The sequence below is a fragment of the Microbacterium sp. MYb54 genome, from assembly GCF_002979515.1.
Classification (GTDB): domain Bacteria; phylum Actinomycetota; class Actinomycetes; order Actinomycetales; family Microbacteriaceae; genus Microbacterium.
On the sequence record NZ_PCPA01000026.1, the window covers coordinates 14,347 to 28,354 of the forward strand.

Annotated in this window: 14 protein-coding genes and 1 tRNA gene; 10 read left to right on the forward strand and 5 right to left on the reverse strand. The window is 67.0% G+C overall.

The features are described from left to right. The first annotated feature begins 90 nt into the window (after positions 1 to 90). The 3 genes from CQ040_RS18350 to CQ040_RS18360 all read left to right on the forward strand — a co-directional run bounded on the left by CQ040_RS18350 (position 91) and on the right by CQ040_RS18360 (position 2,783). A complete protein-coding gene (locus tag CQ040_RS18350; protein ID WP_105528398.1) occupies positions 91 to 1,452 on the forward strand; it encodes an aminotransferase class I/II-fold pyridoxal phosphate-dependent enzyme in 1,362 nt (453 codons plus the stop codon). Continuing rightward, complete coding sequence (locus tag CQ040_RS18355; RefSeq protein WP_258131675.1) at positions 1,449 to 2,699, forward strand: aminotransferase class I/II-fold pyridoxal phosphate-dependent enzyme; 1,251 nt, start codon at positions 1,449 to 1,451, stop codon at positions 2,697 to 2,699. The genes CQ040_RS18350 and CQ040_RS18355 overlap by 4 nt, the downstream gene beginning before the upstream one ends. Positions 2,700 to 2,712: 13 nt before the next feature. Continuing rightward, positions 2,713 to 2,783 (forward strand) — tRNA-Cys (locus CQ040_RS18360). Positions 2,784 to 2,798: 15 nt separating this feature from the next. On the opposite strand, the gene CQ040_RS18365 is transcribed toward CQ040_RS18360, so the two are convergent. After that, positions 2,799 to 3,650, reverse strand: coding sequence for an AraC family transcriptional regulator (locus tag CQ040_RS18365; protein WP_105528397.1), 852 nt, complete (start codon positions 3,648 to 3,650; stop codon positions 2,799 to 2,801). Positions 3,651 to 3,773: 123 nt separating this feature from the next. Here CQ040_RS18365 and CQ040_RS18370 point away from each other — a divergent pair, with 123 nt between their 5' ends. Then, on the forward strand, positions 3,774 to 4,319 hold the full coding sequence (locus tag CQ040_RS18370; RefSeq protein ID WP_105528396.1) for a carboxymuconolactone decarboxylase family protein: 546 nt from the start codon (positions 3,774 to 3,776) through the stop codon (positions 4,317 to 4,319). A 61-nt stretch (positions 4,320 to 4,380) separates the two neighbouring features. On the opposite strand, the gene CQ040_RS18375 is transcribed toward CQ040_RS18370, so the two are convergent. Both CQ040_RS18375 and CQ040_RS18380 read right to left on the reverse strand, forming a co-directional pair. Then, the gene (locus CQ040_RS18375) at positions 4,381 to 5,118 is read right to left on the reverse strand and encodes a glutamine amidotransferase (RefSeq protein WP_105528395.1); all 738 of its coding nucleotides are present in this window, start codon (positions 5,116 to 5,118) and stop codon (positions 4,381 to 4,383) included. 3 nt (positions 5,119 to 5,121) lie between these two features. Next, positions 5,122 to 6,129, reverse strand: coding sequence for a type I glyceraldehyde-3-phosphate dehydrogenase (locus tag CQ040_RS18380; RefSeq protein WP_105528394.1), 1,008 nt, complete (start codon positions 6,127 to 6,129; stop codon positions 5,122 to 5,124). A gap of 70 nt (positions 6,130 to 6,199) precedes the next feature. Here CQ040_RS18380 and CQ040_RS18385 point away from each other — a divergent pair, with 70 nt between their 5' ends. Continuing rightward, on the forward strand, positions 6,200 to 6,862 hold the full coding sequence (locus CQ040_RS18385; protein WP_219844750.1) for an HAD-IA family hydrolase: 663 nt from the start codon (positions 6,200 to 6,202) through the stop codon (positions 6,860 to 6,862). A gap of 39 nt (positions 6,863 to 6,901) precedes the next feature. Here the strand turns inward: CQ040_RS18385 and gabT are convergent, their stop codons facing one another. Further along, a complete protein-coding gene (gene gabT, locus CQ040_RS18390) occupies positions 6,902 to 8,239 on the reverse strand; it encodes a 4-aminobutyrate--2-oxoglutarate transaminase (RefSeq protein ID WP_105528392.1) in 1,338 nt (445 codons plus the stop codon). A gap of 53 nt (positions 8,240 to 8,292) precedes the next feature. Here gabT and CQ040_RS18395 point away from each other — a divergent pair, with 53 nt between their 5' ends. Both CQ040_RS18395 and CQ040_RS18400 read left to right on the forward strand, forming a co-directional pair. Next, complete coding sequence (locus tag CQ040_RS18395) at positions 8,293 to 9,072, forward strand: YggS family pyridoxal phosphate-dependent enzyme (protein ID WP_258131670.1); 780 nt, start codon at positions 8,293 to 8,295, stop codon at positions 9,070 to 9,072. Between the two features lie 6 nt (positions 9,073 to 9,078). Beyond that, the gene (locus CQ040_RS18400; RefSeq protein WP_105528390.1) at positions 9,079 to 9,954 is read left to right on the forward strand and encodes a heme o synthase; all 876 of its coding nucleotides are present in this window, start codon (positions 9,079 to 9,081) and stop codon (positions 9,952 to 9,954) included. 12 nt (positions 9,955 to 9,966) lie between these two features. On the opposite strand, the gene CQ040_RS18405 is transcribed toward CQ040_RS18400, so the two are convergent. Further along, entirely contained in the window at positions 9,967 to 10,698 is a 732-nt protein-coding gene (locus CQ040_RS18405; protein WP_105528389.1) for a FadR/GntR family transcriptional regulator, read from the reverse strand. Between the two features lie 222 nt (positions 10,699 to 10,920). Here CQ040_RS18405 and CQ040_RS18410 point away from each other — a divergent pair, with 222 nt between their 5' ends. The 3 genes from CQ040_RS18410 to CQ040_RS18420 are packed head-to-tail and all read left to right on the forward strand — an operon-like array spanning position 10,921 to position 13,989. Then, positions 10,921 to 12,213 carry an ABC transporter substrate-binding protein gene (locus tag CQ040_RS18410; RefSeq protein ID WP_105528388.1) on the forward strand — a complete coding sequence of 431 codons (1,293 nt, stop codon included), beginning with the start codon at positions 10,921 to 10,923 and terminating at the stop codon, positions 12,211 to 12,213. A gap of 4 nt (positions 12,214 to 12,217) precedes the next feature. After that, positions 12,218 to 13,123, forward strand: coding sequence for a carbohydrate ABC transporter permease (locus CQ040_RS18415; protein ID WP_105528387.1), 906 nt, complete (start codon positions 12,218 to 12,220; stop codon positions 13,121 to 13,123). Next, complete coding sequence (locus tag CQ040_RS18420; RefSeq protein WP_105528386.1) at positions 13,120 to 13,989, forward strand: carbohydrate ABC transporter permease; 870 nt, start codon at positions 13,120 to 13,122, stop codon at positions 13,987 to 13,989. Before CQ040_RS18415 ends, CQ040_RS18420 begins: the two co-directional genes overlap by 4 nt. Positions 13,990 to 14,008 lie beyond the last annotated feature (19 nt).

Sequence of the window (14,008 nt, forward strand, 5' to 3'; positions counted from 1 at the left end):
TGCACCGTGCCTCCGACGCGCACCCCCGGATCGCCATGAAAAGCTGCGTGAATCTTTGACATAGGTCAAAAGATCGAATACGGTCGAATCATGGCTCAGGCAACCGATCGCGAAGACGTCTCGGCCGGCATCTCCGGGTCGACTGCAGCAGAGATCTCCGAGAGTGTGCGCGACCTCGTCGAGCGTGGGGCATACGCACCCGGCGACCAGCTTCCCTCGGTGCGCTCCCTTGCCGCCCGCCTCGGCGTCAATCGCAACACGGTGCTGGCCGCCTACCGTTCGCTGGTCACCGCGCGGATCGCCGTCACGGGCGGCCGCACCGGCACCACCGTGCTCGGCCCGGAGCAGAACCCCGACGAGGGGTTCACGCCCGGGTCGGTGCTGCGCGACATCGGCAGCGGCAACCCCGACGCCGCGCACCTCCCCGACCTGGCCACAGCCTTCGCCTCGGTCACGCCCTCGCACGTGCTGTACGGCGAATCCGTGATCGACGCCGACCTCGCCGAGTGGGCGACGCAGTGGATCGCCACAGATCACCCACGCCCGTTCCGCCTGTCGATAACGGCCGGAGCGGTCGATGCCGTCGAGCGTCTGCTCGCACAGACCCTGGTGCAGGGCGACCGGGTCGGGCTCGAAGACCCGTGCTTCCTCTCCAGCATCCACACCGCGCGGCTCGCCGGGTACGTGCCGGTGGCGATCCCCGTCGACAGGGAGGGGATGACGGTCGAAGGGCTGCGCATCGCCCTCGAGAGCGGTGCACGCGCGATCGTCTGCACGCCGCGGGCGCACAACCCGACCGGTGTCGGCACGAGCGCTGCGCGCGCACTGGAGCTGCGCGAGGTCCTCGTCGACCATCCGCACGTGCTGCTCATCGAAGACGACCACTTCTCGCTGCTCGACCCCACACCGTATTCGAGCATCATCGCGCCGACGCACCAGCGGTGGGCGCTCGTGCGCTCGGTGTCGAAGTTTCTCGGCCCCGACATGCGCCTCGCGGTGACGGCATCCGATCCGGTCACCGCGCACCGGCTGGCACTGCGGCTCAGCCCCGGCACGATGTGGGTGAGCCATGTGATGCAGCGGCTCGCCGCGGGGATGCTTCGCGATGAAGCCACCCAGAAGCTGATCGTCGAGGCAGGAGAGCACTACGCGCGTCGCAACGCCATGTTCGTGTCGAAGCTCGTCGCACACGGGCTGCAGGTGCAGAGCGACAGCGGTCTCAATGTGTGGGTCGACGTCCGCGAAGATGCGACCGAGGTCAGCCGTCGCCTCGCTCCGCGCGGATGGCTCGTGCGCCCCGGCACCGAGTTCGCGATCGATCCTGCGACTTCTCCCGGCTCGACCCATCTGCGCCTGACCGTGCACGACCTCGATGACGCCGACATGCAGCGACTGGTCGACGACCTCATCGCTGTCGTCGGCGGTGCGAGTCCCTTCGGAGCAGCGGCGTGACCCCGCCTCGGCCAGGGGGCGCCGAGCATCGGATCGGACGTTCATCGCGGCTGGAGGGTGTGCTTTACGACCTGCGCGGACCCGTCGCAGAGCGCGCGGCTGAACTGGAGAAGCGCGGAGAATCCATCCTCCGTCTCAACATCGGCAACCCAGCACCGTTCGGATTCGAGGCTCCGGATGCCATCGTCGAGGCGCTCAGGTCGGCCCTCCCGCACGCACACGGATACTCCGAATCCGCAGGTCTTCCGGAGACCCGAGAGGCGATCAGCGGGCATTACGCGCTTCGTGCCGGTTTTCCCGCTCTCGGGATCGACGACATCACGGTCGGCAACGGCGTCTCCGAGCTCGTCGGTCTGACTCTGCAGGCGTTGATCGAGCAGGGCGACGAAGTGCTGATCCCGAGTCCGGACTATCCGCTCTGGACGGCGTCGACGGTGCTGGCCGGTGGCCGAGCCGTGCACTATCCCTGCGTCGAGTCTGACGGCTGGACGCCGGATCTGGCTGCCATGGAGTCGCTGATCGGTCCGCGCACCGTGGCGATCGTCGTCATCAACCCGAACAACCCGACCGGCGCGGTCTACGGACGCGCGGTGCTCGAGCAGATCGCCGAGCTCGCCAGACGTCACGGGCTCCTCCTGCTCTCGGACGAGATCTACGATCGTGTCGTCTACCCCGGGTGCGAGCACGTCTCGATGGCGCAGGTCGCGCCCGATGTCCCATGCGTCACATTCGCCGGACTCTCCAAGACGCACCGCGTCGCGGGATACCGTGCCGCGTGGATGACGACGACCGGCTTCCACCGCGACGACCCGTTCCTCTCCGGCGTGCGCCTGCTGGCTTCGATGCGGATGTGCGCGTCGGTGCCGGCGCAGCACGCCATCACGGCGGCGTTGACGCAGGACACCTCGCTCGACGCCCTGGTCGCACCAGACGGCCGGCTCACGCGGCAACGGGATGCTGCGCTCGCCGCCCTCGATGCGATTGCGGGCGTCGACACGCAGCCGGCCGGTGGCGGCCTCTATCTCTTTCCGCGCCTGGATCCCAACGTGCACCGCATCGACGACGACGAGCGGCTGGTGCTCGACTTTCTCGACGCGGAGCGGATCCTGCTCGTGCACGGCAGGGCATTCAACCTCAACACCCCCGACCACCTCCGGATCGCGTTCCTTCCGGAGTCCGATGTGCTCACCGACGCGATTCAACGTTTCGGTGTGTTCCTGAACGGATACTCACCGCCGCGGCGCTGAACGCATCCGACCCGGTGGAGTGACCGAGTGGCCAGGTCGCGGTCCGCAAGACCGTGCACGCAGGTTCGAATCCTGCCTCCACCTCAGACCAGGGCACGCTCAGGCGGCCAGCGCCAGCCACGCCCGCGGCGAGTGGCCGACGCGCTGGGCGAAGACCCGCGAGAACGCCGAAGCGCTCGCGTAGCCGAGCTCTGCCGCCACAGAGCTCACCGACATGCCCGCACGCAGCTGCTCCTGTGCGATCGTGAGCCGCCACTCCGTGAGGTAGTCGCCGGGCGAGCGCCCGAGCACCTCTTTGAAGCGAGCCGCGAACGCGCTTCGGGACATGTTCGCCGTGCGTGCGAGCGAATCCAGATTCCAGGGGTCGCCAGGGGCTTCGTGGATCGCGACCAGCGCAGGGGCGAGGCGCTCATCTGCGAGCCCGGGGATCAGGCCCGGCGGGAGTTCGAGCCGCTCGGCGTGATCGAGCATCCACCTCAGCAGCTGGATCAGGATGACCTCGAACATGCGGTCTGCCACCAGGGGGCGCCCGCAGCGGACGTTGTCGACTTCTGAGAACAGCAGGTCGAGTGCGGGGCTGAGCGTCGCCACCTCGTCGAGGGGCAGGACGATCACCGATGGCAGTGTGCGTACCAGTGGATGAGTGGCCCCGCCGTCGAAGTCGAGCGTCGCGCACGCGAAGTCGGATTCGTCGGTCGGCGCGTTGATGAAGGAGTGGTCGAGCGGGCGCGGGAAGAACAGCAGGCTCGGTCGCGTGATCACCTCGCGCTCCGTGTTGCCGTCGGCGCGGCGATGCGTGACCTCCATCTCTCCGCGCCGCAGCACGTGCAGGAAGCCGTGTCCGCCGCTCGAGGGGAAGACGGTCGTTCCGCACAGAGGCCCGCTGTGGAACAGGCGGGTGCGCACACGGAAGCGCTCGAGAAGAGGCGAGAGGCGGTCGAGCGAAGGCATGACTCCATTATCTGGACGATCTGTCATGAAAGCAAGACTCTTTGGTGCGTATCGTCCGAGAGATTTCGTCAGACTGGGGATGTGGCCGAACCGGGCCTCATCCCATCACCGAAGGAGCATCTCGTGCCCAACGTCCCTCTCATCGACCGCGAAAACGCCACCGGAAACGTCAAGGAGCAGCTCGACCAGATCGCTGGCGCCTTCGGAGCGGTCCCGGCCATGTTCCGCGCCGTCGCCAACTCTCCCGCTGCCCTCACCAGCATGTGGGGTGCGTTCGGTGCGTTCGGCGGTGGCACCCTCGGCCCGGCCCTCGGCGAGCAGATCGCCGTGGCCGTCGCCGACCGCAACTCCTGCCAGTACTGCCTCGCAGCGCACACCGCGCTCGGCAAGAAGGCCGGTCTTTCGCGCGAGACCCTCAGCGCAGCGCAGAGCGGCGAGTCCGACGACCCGCGCACGGCAGCGCTGCTCGCCTTCGCGCTGAAGCTCGTCGACGAACGCGGCCAGGTGTCGTCGGCCGATGTCGATGCCGTCCGTGCCCAGGGCTGGAACGACGAGCAGATCGTCGAGACGATCGGCCAGGTCGCGCTGAACCTGTTCACGAACTACGTGAACATCGCGCTGGACGTCCCGATCGACTTCCCGAGTGTGGCATTGCGTCGCGCGAGCTGACGCTCACACGAAGGGCCGGGTCCATGCGGACCCGGCCCTTCGTCGTCGTCGACGCCGCTGCTCAGCCGGCGGCGATCGGAGTCGCGTTTCCGAGTCCATCCAGCCAGGCCCCGATCGCGGTGCGCGCCGCACCTTCGAGCTGCGGACCGTAGCGCTTCGCGTCGTCCCGGATCGTTCGCGGGTCGATGCCGTTGTGATGCAGTTCGTGCGCGTGGCCGATCAGCCAGCGTCCGATGGTGCGGTGATCGGCCTCCAGGTGGAACTGGAGGGCGAGCACGGAGTCGGTGCTGAACGCCTGATTCGGAAACCCCGGAGTGCGTGCGAGGTGCCGGGCGGCCTCCGGGATCGTGAAGGCATCGCCGTGCCAATGCAGCACGGGCATCCCCTCGAGCGGTGCCAGCGGTGAATCGAGCCCCTCGTCGGTGAGCTCCAGCGGCGCATACCCGATCTCCACGGCTCCGGTCGGGCGCACGTCGGCCCCGAGTGCCTCGGCGATGAGCTGGGCGCCGAGACAGACTCCCAGAAGGGGGCGGCCACTGCGGACGCGATGTGCGACGGCCTCTTTCGACGCGTGCAGGAAGGGATAGCCGTCGGTGTCGCTCACGCCGATCGGCCCGCCCAGCACGACCAGAAGGTCGGCTTCCTCCACCTGCTCGATGTCGATGGCCTCGATGCCGAGGTCGATGTACTCCACTCGGTATCCGCGTTCGATCAGCAGAGGCTCGATGATCCCCAGGTCTTCGAAATGGACATGCCGGAACGCGAGCGCGGTGCGCGGACGGGTGTCGAGGGTCATCATGATTTACAGCCTCTCTGCCACGAATTCGGCGAGTTCGGTGAGACGGTGCGAGTATCCCCATTCGTCGTCGTACCAGGCGGAGATCTTCACCTGGGATCCGATCACCCGGATCAGCCCGGCATCCAGGATCGATGAATGCGGGTCGATGATGGTGTCGGTGACGGCGATCTCGTCGTCGGCGCACCGCAGGATCCCCTTGAGGGAGCCGTCGGCAGCCGTCTCGTACGCGGCCTTGACTTCGGCGGCGGTCACCGGGCGGGAAGCCGTGACGGTGAGGTGTGTGATCGAGCCGCTGATCTCAGGGACCCGCAAGGCGTAGCCGTCGAGGCGACCGTCGTCGAGCTCGGGAAGGACGCGGCCGATGGCCAGTGCCACGCCCGCGCTGCTCGAGGTGATCTTCCCGTGCCTTTTCGCCGTCGAGCGAGGATCGGTGTGCGGGACGTCGGGGAAGGGCTGGTCCGTCGCGTCGGCGTGGATCGTCGTGAGCAGGCCCGCGTCGATCCCGAACGCCTCGTGGAAGACCTTCGCGACCGGCGCCAGGCAGTTCGTGGTGCACGAGGCGCTGGAGATGACATGGTGTCGGTCCGGGTCGTACGCCTGCTCGTTCACGCCGAGCATGAAGGTTCCGTCGTCGCCCGCGGAGGGAGCCGTCATGATCACCTTCTTCGCTCCGGCGATCAGGTGCTTCCTGGCGACGTCGGCGCGGGTGTCGGAGCCGGTGGCCTCGATCACGATGTCGACGCCGAGCTCCGCCCAGGGCAGGCGCTCCGGATCACGCTCGGAGTACATCCGGAGCGCATGGCCGTTGAGGAAGAGATGGTTCTCGTCGTGCCGCACCCCTCGTGTCGACGGGCCGCTGTCCCCATCTCGCTTCAGCTGCTCGACGATGGCGCGCGTGCCGCGTGGGTCGTTCACGGCGACGAGCTCCAGATCTGATCTGCGCGCCAGCAGCAGCCGAAGCTGATTGCGACCTATTCGACCGAGTCCATTGACGGCGATTCTCGTTGGCATGGTGTTCCCCTCCGCGGCGCGGTCCCCCCGTGCCGGATGATACTTTTGGCCTATGCCAAAATTATCACACGTGCGGAACGGGGAATCCTGGGAGTTCACGGGAGCCGGATTGCTGTTCGACTGCGATGGCGTGCTGGTCGACTCGGTAGCTGCCGCCGCACCGGCGTGGGCGACGTGGGCGAGCACACACGCTCCGTCGTTCGACTTCCTGCGGGATGCGCCGCACGGCATGAGGCCGAGCGAGGTCGTCGCCGGCCTCGTGGGCCCTGAGGCCGCGGTCGACGCGACCGCCGAGCTCATCGCGCTCGAGATCGAGGCGGCAGTGCATACGCGTGAGATCCCCGGCGCTGCGCGACTGGTCGCCGCGCTGCCCCGCGACGTCTGGGCCGTCGTGACGAGCAGCAATCGCGCCGTCGCGATGGCGCGGTTGCGGAGCTCGGACATCGCTCGCCCACAGGTCCTGGTCGCCGCCGAAGACGTGCTGCGGGGAAAGCCCGAGCCCGACCCGTATCTGCTCGGCGCGCGCCGGTTGGCCCGCGCTCCGGAGGACTGCGTGGTGTTCGAGGACTCCGTTCCAGGAATCCGGGCAGCGCGAGCGGCAGGTGTCGGTGGCGTGATCGGAGTGGGGGCGGGGTCTGCCGACGGCGACCCCGACCTGATCGTCGCCGATCTCCGCAGCGTGCGGTGGCGTGCGGGAGTCCTCGTCGTCGACGCGGCTGTCGAGATCGGCTGAACCGGTCTGCGCCGATCAGTCGATCAGTCGATCAGTCGATCAGCCGAGCGTCGTCAGAGCGCGGTCGATCACGTCCATCGCGATGTCGATCTGGTCATCGGTGGTCGTGAGCGTCGGCAGGAAGCGGATGACGTTCGAATCGCTGCCGGCGGTCAGCAGCAGGATGCCGTGCTGCGCGGCGAACGCGGCGATCGCGGAGGCGGCGCCGGACGCCGGGAGTGAAGTGCCCGGCTCGCTCAGCTCGAATGCGTACATGGCGCCCATGCCGCGGACGTCGCCGATCAGTGGGTGGCGTGAGGCGAGGTCGGTCAGGTGGTGCTGGAGCCGACCTCCGATGCGCAGCGCTTCAGCGAAGTGGTCGCCGTGCTCGAGCTCGTCGAAGACCGCCAGGGCGGACGCGATGGACACCGGGTTGCCGCCGAACGTCCCACCGAGCCCGCCCGGATCGGGCGCATCCATGATCTCGGCGCGGCCGGTGACTCCGGCCAGGGGCAGTCCAGCGGCGATGCCCTTGGCGGTGAGCACCAGATCGGGCACGAGGCCGAAGCGTTCGCTCGCGAACCAGGTGCCGGTGCGCCCGAGGCCGGTCTGGATCTCGTCCGCGATGAAGACGACGCCGTTACGGGTGCACCATTCCTGCAGCGCGGGCAGGTAGCCCTCTGCCGGGACGACGAATCCACCCTCGCCCTGGATCGGTTCGGCGATGAGGGCGGCGAGGTCGGTGACGCCGATGCGCTGCTCGAGGTGAGCGATCGTGCGCTGCGCCGCCTGCTCGCCGGTGAGGCCGTCGCGGTACGGGTAGGAGTTGGGCACCCGATGGATGTCCGGGGCGAACGGGCCGAAGCCGGTGCCGTACGCCGCCTTGTGGTTCATCGCGAGGGTGAGGTTGGTGCGCCCGTGGAAGGCGTGGTCGAGGGCTGCCACAGCACGGCGACCGGTGTACCTCCTGGCGATCTTGACCGCGTTCTCCACAGCCTCTGCGCCCGAGTTCACGAACACCGAGCGCTTCTCGTGGTCGCCGGGCGTCTTCTCCGCGAGTCGTTCGGCCAACCGCACGTACCCCTCGTAAGGGGTCACGGTGAAGAGGGTGTGCGTCACCAGCTCGAGCTGTTCGACGGCGGCAGCGGTCACTGCGGGGTTCCCATGTCCGATCGTGGTGACGCCGATGCCGCTCCCGAGGTCGAGGAAGCGATTGCCGTCGACATCCGTGACCCAGGGGCCGTCGGCGTACTCGATGTAGACGGGCAGCACGCTGCCGACGCCGCGCGCGACCGTTCGCATGCGCCGCTCGTGGATCGCGCGGCTGATCGGGCCGGGGATCTCGGTGCGCACGGACGGAGCCGACGAGAGATCGGGAAGCGCGACGGGGATGGACATGGTGGCTCCTTTGTTCGGCTGAATCGGCCTAAGACTATGTTAGCCTTTGACCTATGTCAAAGATGGAAGAGTCGATCGAGGGTGACGATCGCTACCCCACTGCGTTCACGGTTGAAGACTTCCGCCACAACATCGCCGGTGTCCAGGCCCGCATCTCTGCGGCCGCACGGCGAGTGGGGCGCTCACCGGAAGATGTGACGCTGCTCCCGGTGAGCAAGACCGTGCCGACCGACCGGGTCCGTGTCGCCATCCAGTCGGGCATGCGCCTGCTGGGCGAGAACAAGGTGCAGGAAGCCGTTCGCAAGAACGGCGAGACGGCCGACCTCGATGTGTCCTGGTCGATCATCGGGCACCTGCAGACCAACAAGGCCAGAGATGTCGCCGCGTTCGCGACCGAGTTCCAGGCCTTGGATCGACTGCGGGTCGCCGAGGCGCTCGACCGCCGACTCCAGGCTGCGGGGCGCAGTCTCGACGTGTTCGTGCAGGTGAACACCTCGGCGGAGGACTCCAAGTTCGGCATGCCGCCGGAAGAGCTCCCCGCATTCCTCGAGGCGATGCCCTCCTACGAGACCCTTCGCGTGCGGGGCCTGATGACTCTCGCCATCCTGACTCCCGACGACGCGCGCGTGCGGGAGTGCTTCTCGCTGTTGCGCACGCTGCGCGATCAGGCCAGAGAAGACGCGCCCGACCTGATCGGCGCAGGCGAGCTGTCGATGGGGATGTCGGGCGACTACGAGATCGCTGTCGAAGAGGGCGCGACCTGCGTGCGTGTCGGACAGGCGATCTTCGGCGCCCGCGCACTGCCGGACAGCTACTACTGGCCGGAGGGCTGAGCGCACGTGCTGAGGATCCTGCGTGCGTACCTCGAACTCACCAAGCCCCGGATCCTCGAACTGCTGCTCGTCACCACGATCCCGGTCATGGCGTTCGCGGCCGACGGACTGCCCGACCTCGGCCTGATGGCCGCAGTGCTCCTCGGGGGCGCGCTGAGTGCAGGCTCGGCAGGGGCCTTCAACATGTACATCGAGCGGGAGAGCGATGCGCTGATGGAGCGCACGGCGCAGCGCCCGCTGGTCACCGGGGTCATCTCGCCGCGGGCGGGCCTGACTTTCGCGTGGGTGCTCGCCGCCGCATCCGTCATCTGGATGCTCGCGACGGTCGGGCCGCTCCCCACGGCGCTCTCGGCGGCGGGTCTGGTCCTGTACGTCGTCTTCTACACGCTGCTCCTGAAGCGTCGCACCGAGCAGAACATCGTCTGGGGTGGCATCGCCGGGTGCTTTCCCGTCCTCGTCGGCTGGAGTGCGGTGCGCGGCAGTGTCGAGTGGCCGGCGATCGTGCTGTTCCTGGTGGTCTTCTTCTGGACGCCCGCCCACTACTGGCCGCTCTCGATCCGCTACCGCGACGACTATCGTCGAGCAGGAGTGCCGATGCTCGGTGCGACGCGTGATGCCGGCTACGTCGCCGTGCGGGTGATCGGGTTCGCCTGGGCGACGGTCGTCTGCTCCCTCGTGCTCCCGTTCGTCGCGGAGGTGAGCTGGCTGTACTCGGCGGCGGCGCTGACAGCCGGCGCGGGTTTCCTCTTCTCGGCGCACCGCATGCGCGTGCGCGATCGACGAGGTGGCGAGCTGCGGCCGATGCTGGTCTTCCGAGCGTCGATCATCTACCTCGCGGTGCTGTTCATCGCGGTCGGGGTCGATCCGCTCCTCGCTCGATGATGTGCTGCGAGCTCAGACCGCCACTGCGGGCGGTCGGCGGTTCGAGTCCTGACCCGCGTTGCGTTTGCGCTCGACGAGATAGGCATCGAGCCACTGGCGGGCCGCGGTGACGTGCAGGAGTGCCGTCGCCTCGGCGAGATGGGCGTCACCGGCTTCGATCGCCTCGAGGATCTGTCGGTGGAAGTCGACGGTGAGATGCACGGCGTCGTCGCTGACGATGCCGCCCCAGATGCGCATCCGCACTGTCAGGCTCGAGAGCCCTTCGAGGATGCTGTTCAGGGACTCGTTGTCGGCTGCGCGCACGATCGCCGCGTGGAACTCCAGGTCGGTCCGTACGAGGTCTTCGATCTCGGTCTGTTCGCTGTTGCGCTCATAGGCCGCGCGGATGTCGGCCAGCTTCGCCGGCGTCATCCGCTGCACGGCGAGCCGGACGGCCGCGGGTTCGAGGAGCTCGCGCACCTCGAGGACCTGCCTCACCGTGTCGTCGCGCATCATCTCGACCGCGAAGGAGATGCCTTCCAGCAACTGCGCGGGTTCGAGGCTGGTGACGTAGGTTCCTGACCCGTGGCGAACAGTGAGGACTCGCATCTGCTCCAGTACACGGATCGCTTCACGCAGCGAATTGCGTGAGATGCCGAGAGTCTCCGCGAGCTGACCCTCCTGGGGGAGGCGATCACCGGGGTGAAGATGTCCGTCGATGATGAGGTTGCGGATCTTGTCGACCGCTTCGTCGATCACGGCCATTCTTGGCTCCTTCAACGTCGTGTGGCGAGCATGGTGCTCGCAGCAACTATAGCTGCCGGAGAGAGAGAATCCGAAAATACATTGGATGACTTTTCGGAGTTGACCCCGTAACCATGGCCTGTTTATGATCAGAAACGCAAAGATGTCGGAGAACCTCACCCGACTTGTCCGATCACTACCCCCTTCACACCATCATCTTGTGATCTGAAGAAGAGAGCCTCAATGAAGAGCAGAAACCTGGCGATGCTCGGCATCGCCGCCGTCGGTGCGATCATCCTCGCCGGGTGTTCCGGCGCCGCCCCCGAAGGACCCGCGCAAGACGCCGATGCATCCATCACGATCTGGGTCGATGACACTCGCACCCAGCCGGCTGAGGACTACGCAGCCGCGCACCCTGACCTGAACGCGAAGATCGAGTCCGTCGACAACACGCAGGGCGCGATCTCCTCGCGGATCGCTCTCGCGACGAAGGCCGGCGACGACCTTCCGGATGTGGTCTTCCTCTCCACCCCGGATGAGATCGCCTCGCTGCTCGCCAATCCCGTGAACTTCCCCCTCGGGCTGAACGGCAACGTCGACGACGGCGTCATCGACGGCTTCGCGGCGGAAGCGGTCGGCGCGTGCACATTCGGCGGCGATGTCTACTGCCTGCCGAACGACATCGGGCAGAGTGTCGTCTACTACAACAAGCCGCTGTTCGAGCAGTTCGGCTACACGGTTCCGGAGACGTTCGACGAGTGGCTCGCACTCGGTGAGAAGGTCGCCGCCGAACACCCCGGCTACTCGCTCGGCTCGGTGAACTCCCGCTACGGACTCGGCGCCTACTACGGCTCGAGCCAGTGTGCGCTGACCGATTCGGATGACCCGACGACGGTGACGCTGGATCCCACCTCCGAGGAGTGCACCCGAGTGAACGCGGTCATCGGGCCGCTGCTGGCCAACGGTGTGCTCTCACCGCTCGACCCGTTCGACCCGGCGTTCGTGCCGCTGGTGACCGAAGGCAAACTGCTCGCGACGATCTCCCCGTCGTGGATGGGCGAGTACGGCATCAAGCCGAACTCTCCCACCGAAGGCCAGTGGGCCGTCGCGCCGACCCCGAAGTGGGAAGGATCCGACGCCAACACTTCCGGCGCCGTCGGCGGTGGCATCTGGGTGGTCTCCGCGAAATCAGCGAACCAGAAGGCGGCTCTCGCGTTCGCGACCGCGATGAGCAGCGATCCCGAGATCCAGGCATCCGCACCCACGTACCCGGCCGACAAGGCGAGCGCCGAGAAGTGGCTCGAGAAGACCGCGGCCGACACCTGGTACGCGGAGGACCCGAGCGCGGTGCTCCAGGATGCCGCCGGTCAGCTCAGCTCGACCCAGGGCTACGTCCGCTACTCGACGCAACTGCTCGACAGCTTCAACGCGACCGTCATCGCCGACGCCGGGAAGGACATCGACTCGGCGTGGACCGCATTCGGTGACCAGGCGCTCTCAGCCGCCAAGGCTGCCGGTTACACGGTGAACAAGTAATCTCATGCCTCATCAGAAGACGGTGGCGCGGCGTCCTCGGCGCCGCGCCACCGGCTGGAGTTTCGTCGCCCTGTATGCCGTTCTGCTCGTCGTGTTCGGCATCATCCCGGTGGTCTACGCCGTCGTCACCGCGTTCTTCGTGACGCCGGTCATCGGTCCGACCTACTTCAGCCTCATCGACAACTTCGTCGCCGTTCTCAGCGACTACCGGCTCCCGGTAGCCTCGCTGAACGTGGGGATGTATCTCCTCCTGTGGCTGCCGCTGCTCCTGATCGTCGTGTTCGTGATCGCGCTCGTGCTCGACGCGAAGCGCACCAGGTTCGGCGCACTCACCCGGTTCGTCACCTACGTGCCGGGGGCGATCACCGGTTCGGCGGCCGCGCTCCTCTGGCTGTTCATGTTCTCTCCGGCGGTGAGCCCGATCGGGCCGCTCCTGGCCCCGTTCGTCGGCGACAACGGCATCATCATCTCGGATGCCTCGCTGCCTGTGATCCTGGCTGTGATGGGCGTCGCGATCGGTGCCGGCGGATGGATCGTGATGCTCTACGGTGCTCTCACGGCACTGCCGGCAGAACTCATCGAGGCAGCCCGCATCGATGGTGCGAACATCTGGCAGCAGGTGTGGCACATCAAACTCCCGATGCTGCGCAGCTACATCGCCTTCATCCTCATCGTCTCGCTCGCCGCCGGCTTCCAGGTCTTCGTCGAGCCGCAGGTGCTCGGGGCGGGTGCGCGCGGTCAGGTGAGCTCGACATGGTCGGTCAACCAGATCGTGTACTCCTACGCGGCCGGAGAATCCAACTACGGCCGGGCATCGGCGCTCTCCGTGATCCTGCTGATCATCACGGTGACGGCTGCGGTCATCATCATCCGCAAGACCAAGTTCTACTCGATCGACGGACGCTCATGATCGCCAGACTCAGCGGCCGCCTCGGCCGCAACATCCTCCTCATCGCGACGTTGCTGTTCTTCGGCATCCCGGTGCTGTGGCTCTTCCTCGCGACGACGAAGACGAGTGCGCAGCTCAAGAACGACGCGCCGCTGTCGTTCGGAAGCTTCGAGCAGATCGGGGCCGCATGGACCCACTTGTTCGACTACAGCGACGGCATCATCGGCACCTGGACGTTGAACTCGATCGGCTACACCGTGGGCAGCGTGGTCATCGCGCTTCTCGCGTGCATCCCCGCCGGGTACGGCCTCGCCAAGTTCCGGTTCCGCGGGCGCGGTGCCGTGCTCTTCCTCACGCTGGTGACCATGGTCGTTCCGTCGGCGGCTCTCATCCTGCCGCTGTATCTGCAGATGTCGGCCGTCGGGCTCACGAACACCCCGTGGTCAGTGATCCTGCCGTTGGCGTTCTACCCGTTCGGGGTATACCTGATCTACCTCTTCGCGGCGACGACCATCCCGGACTCGGTCATCGAGGCCGCGCGGCTCGACGGCGTCTCGGAGTGGGGAATCCTGATGCGGATCTTCGTCCCGCTCGCTGTCCCCGCGATCGTCATGGTCGCGTTCTTCGCCTTCGTCAACTCGTGGAACGCGTTCTTTCTGCCCTACATCATGCTGACGGACGCCGACCTCGCCAACCTGCAGACCGGTCTGCAGCTGCTGATGCGCAACACCAACGCGCTCGGGGGCGCCAACTTCACGGGCAACCCGATCCGCGAACCGGAGATCGCCCTCGCGGCGATCATCTCGGTGTCGCCCATCCTCCTCATCTTCCTCTTCGCTCAGCGCTATCTCGTCGCCGGTCAGACCGCCGGTGCTGAGAAGGGCTGAGGGATCGTATGACTCGAAA

Bases quoted from the DNA above. Each gene is read 5' to 3' on its own strand.
- CQ040_RS18415 (WP_105528387.1), top strand. From the start codon at position 12,218: ATGCCTCATCAGAAGACGGTGGCGCGGCGTCCTCGGCGCCGCGCCACC.
- CQ040_RS18365 (WP_105528397.1), bottom strand. From the start codon at position 3,650: ATGCCTTCGCTCGACCGCCTCTCGCCTCTTCTCGAGCGCTTCCGTGTG.
- gabT (WP_105528392.1), bottom strand. From the start codon at position 8,239: ATGTCCATCCCCGTCGCGCTTCCCGATCTCTCGTCGGCTCCGTCCGTG.
- CQ040_RS18405 (WP_105528389.1), bottom strand. From the start codon at position 10,698: ATGGCCGTGATCGACGAAGCGGTCGACAAGATCCGCAACCTCATCATC.
- CQ040_RS18395 (WP_258131670.1), top strand. From the start codon at position 8,293: ATGTCAAAGATGGAAGAGTCGATCGAGGGTGACGATCGCTACCCCACT.
- CQ040_RS18420 (WP_105528386.1), top strand. From the start codon at position 13,120: ATGATCGCCAGACTCAGCGGCCGCCTCGGCCGCAACATCCTCCTCATC.
- CQ040_RS18380 (WP_105528394.1), bottom strand. From the start codon at position 6,129: ATGCCAACGAGAATCGCCGTCAATGGACTCGGTCGAATAGGTCGCAAT.
- CQ040_RS18410 (WP_105528388.1), top strand. From the start codon at position 10,921: ATGAAGAGCAGAAACCTGGCGATGCTCGGCATCGCCGCCGTCGGTGCG.
- CQ040_RS18375 (WP_105528395.1), bottom strand. From the start codon at position 5,118: ATGATGACCCTCGACACCCGTCCGCGCACCGCGCTCGCGTTCCGGCAT.
- CQ040_RS18350 (WP_105528398.1), top strand. From the start codon at position 91: ATGGCTCAGGCAACCGATCGCGAAGACGTCTCGGCCGGCATCTCCGGG.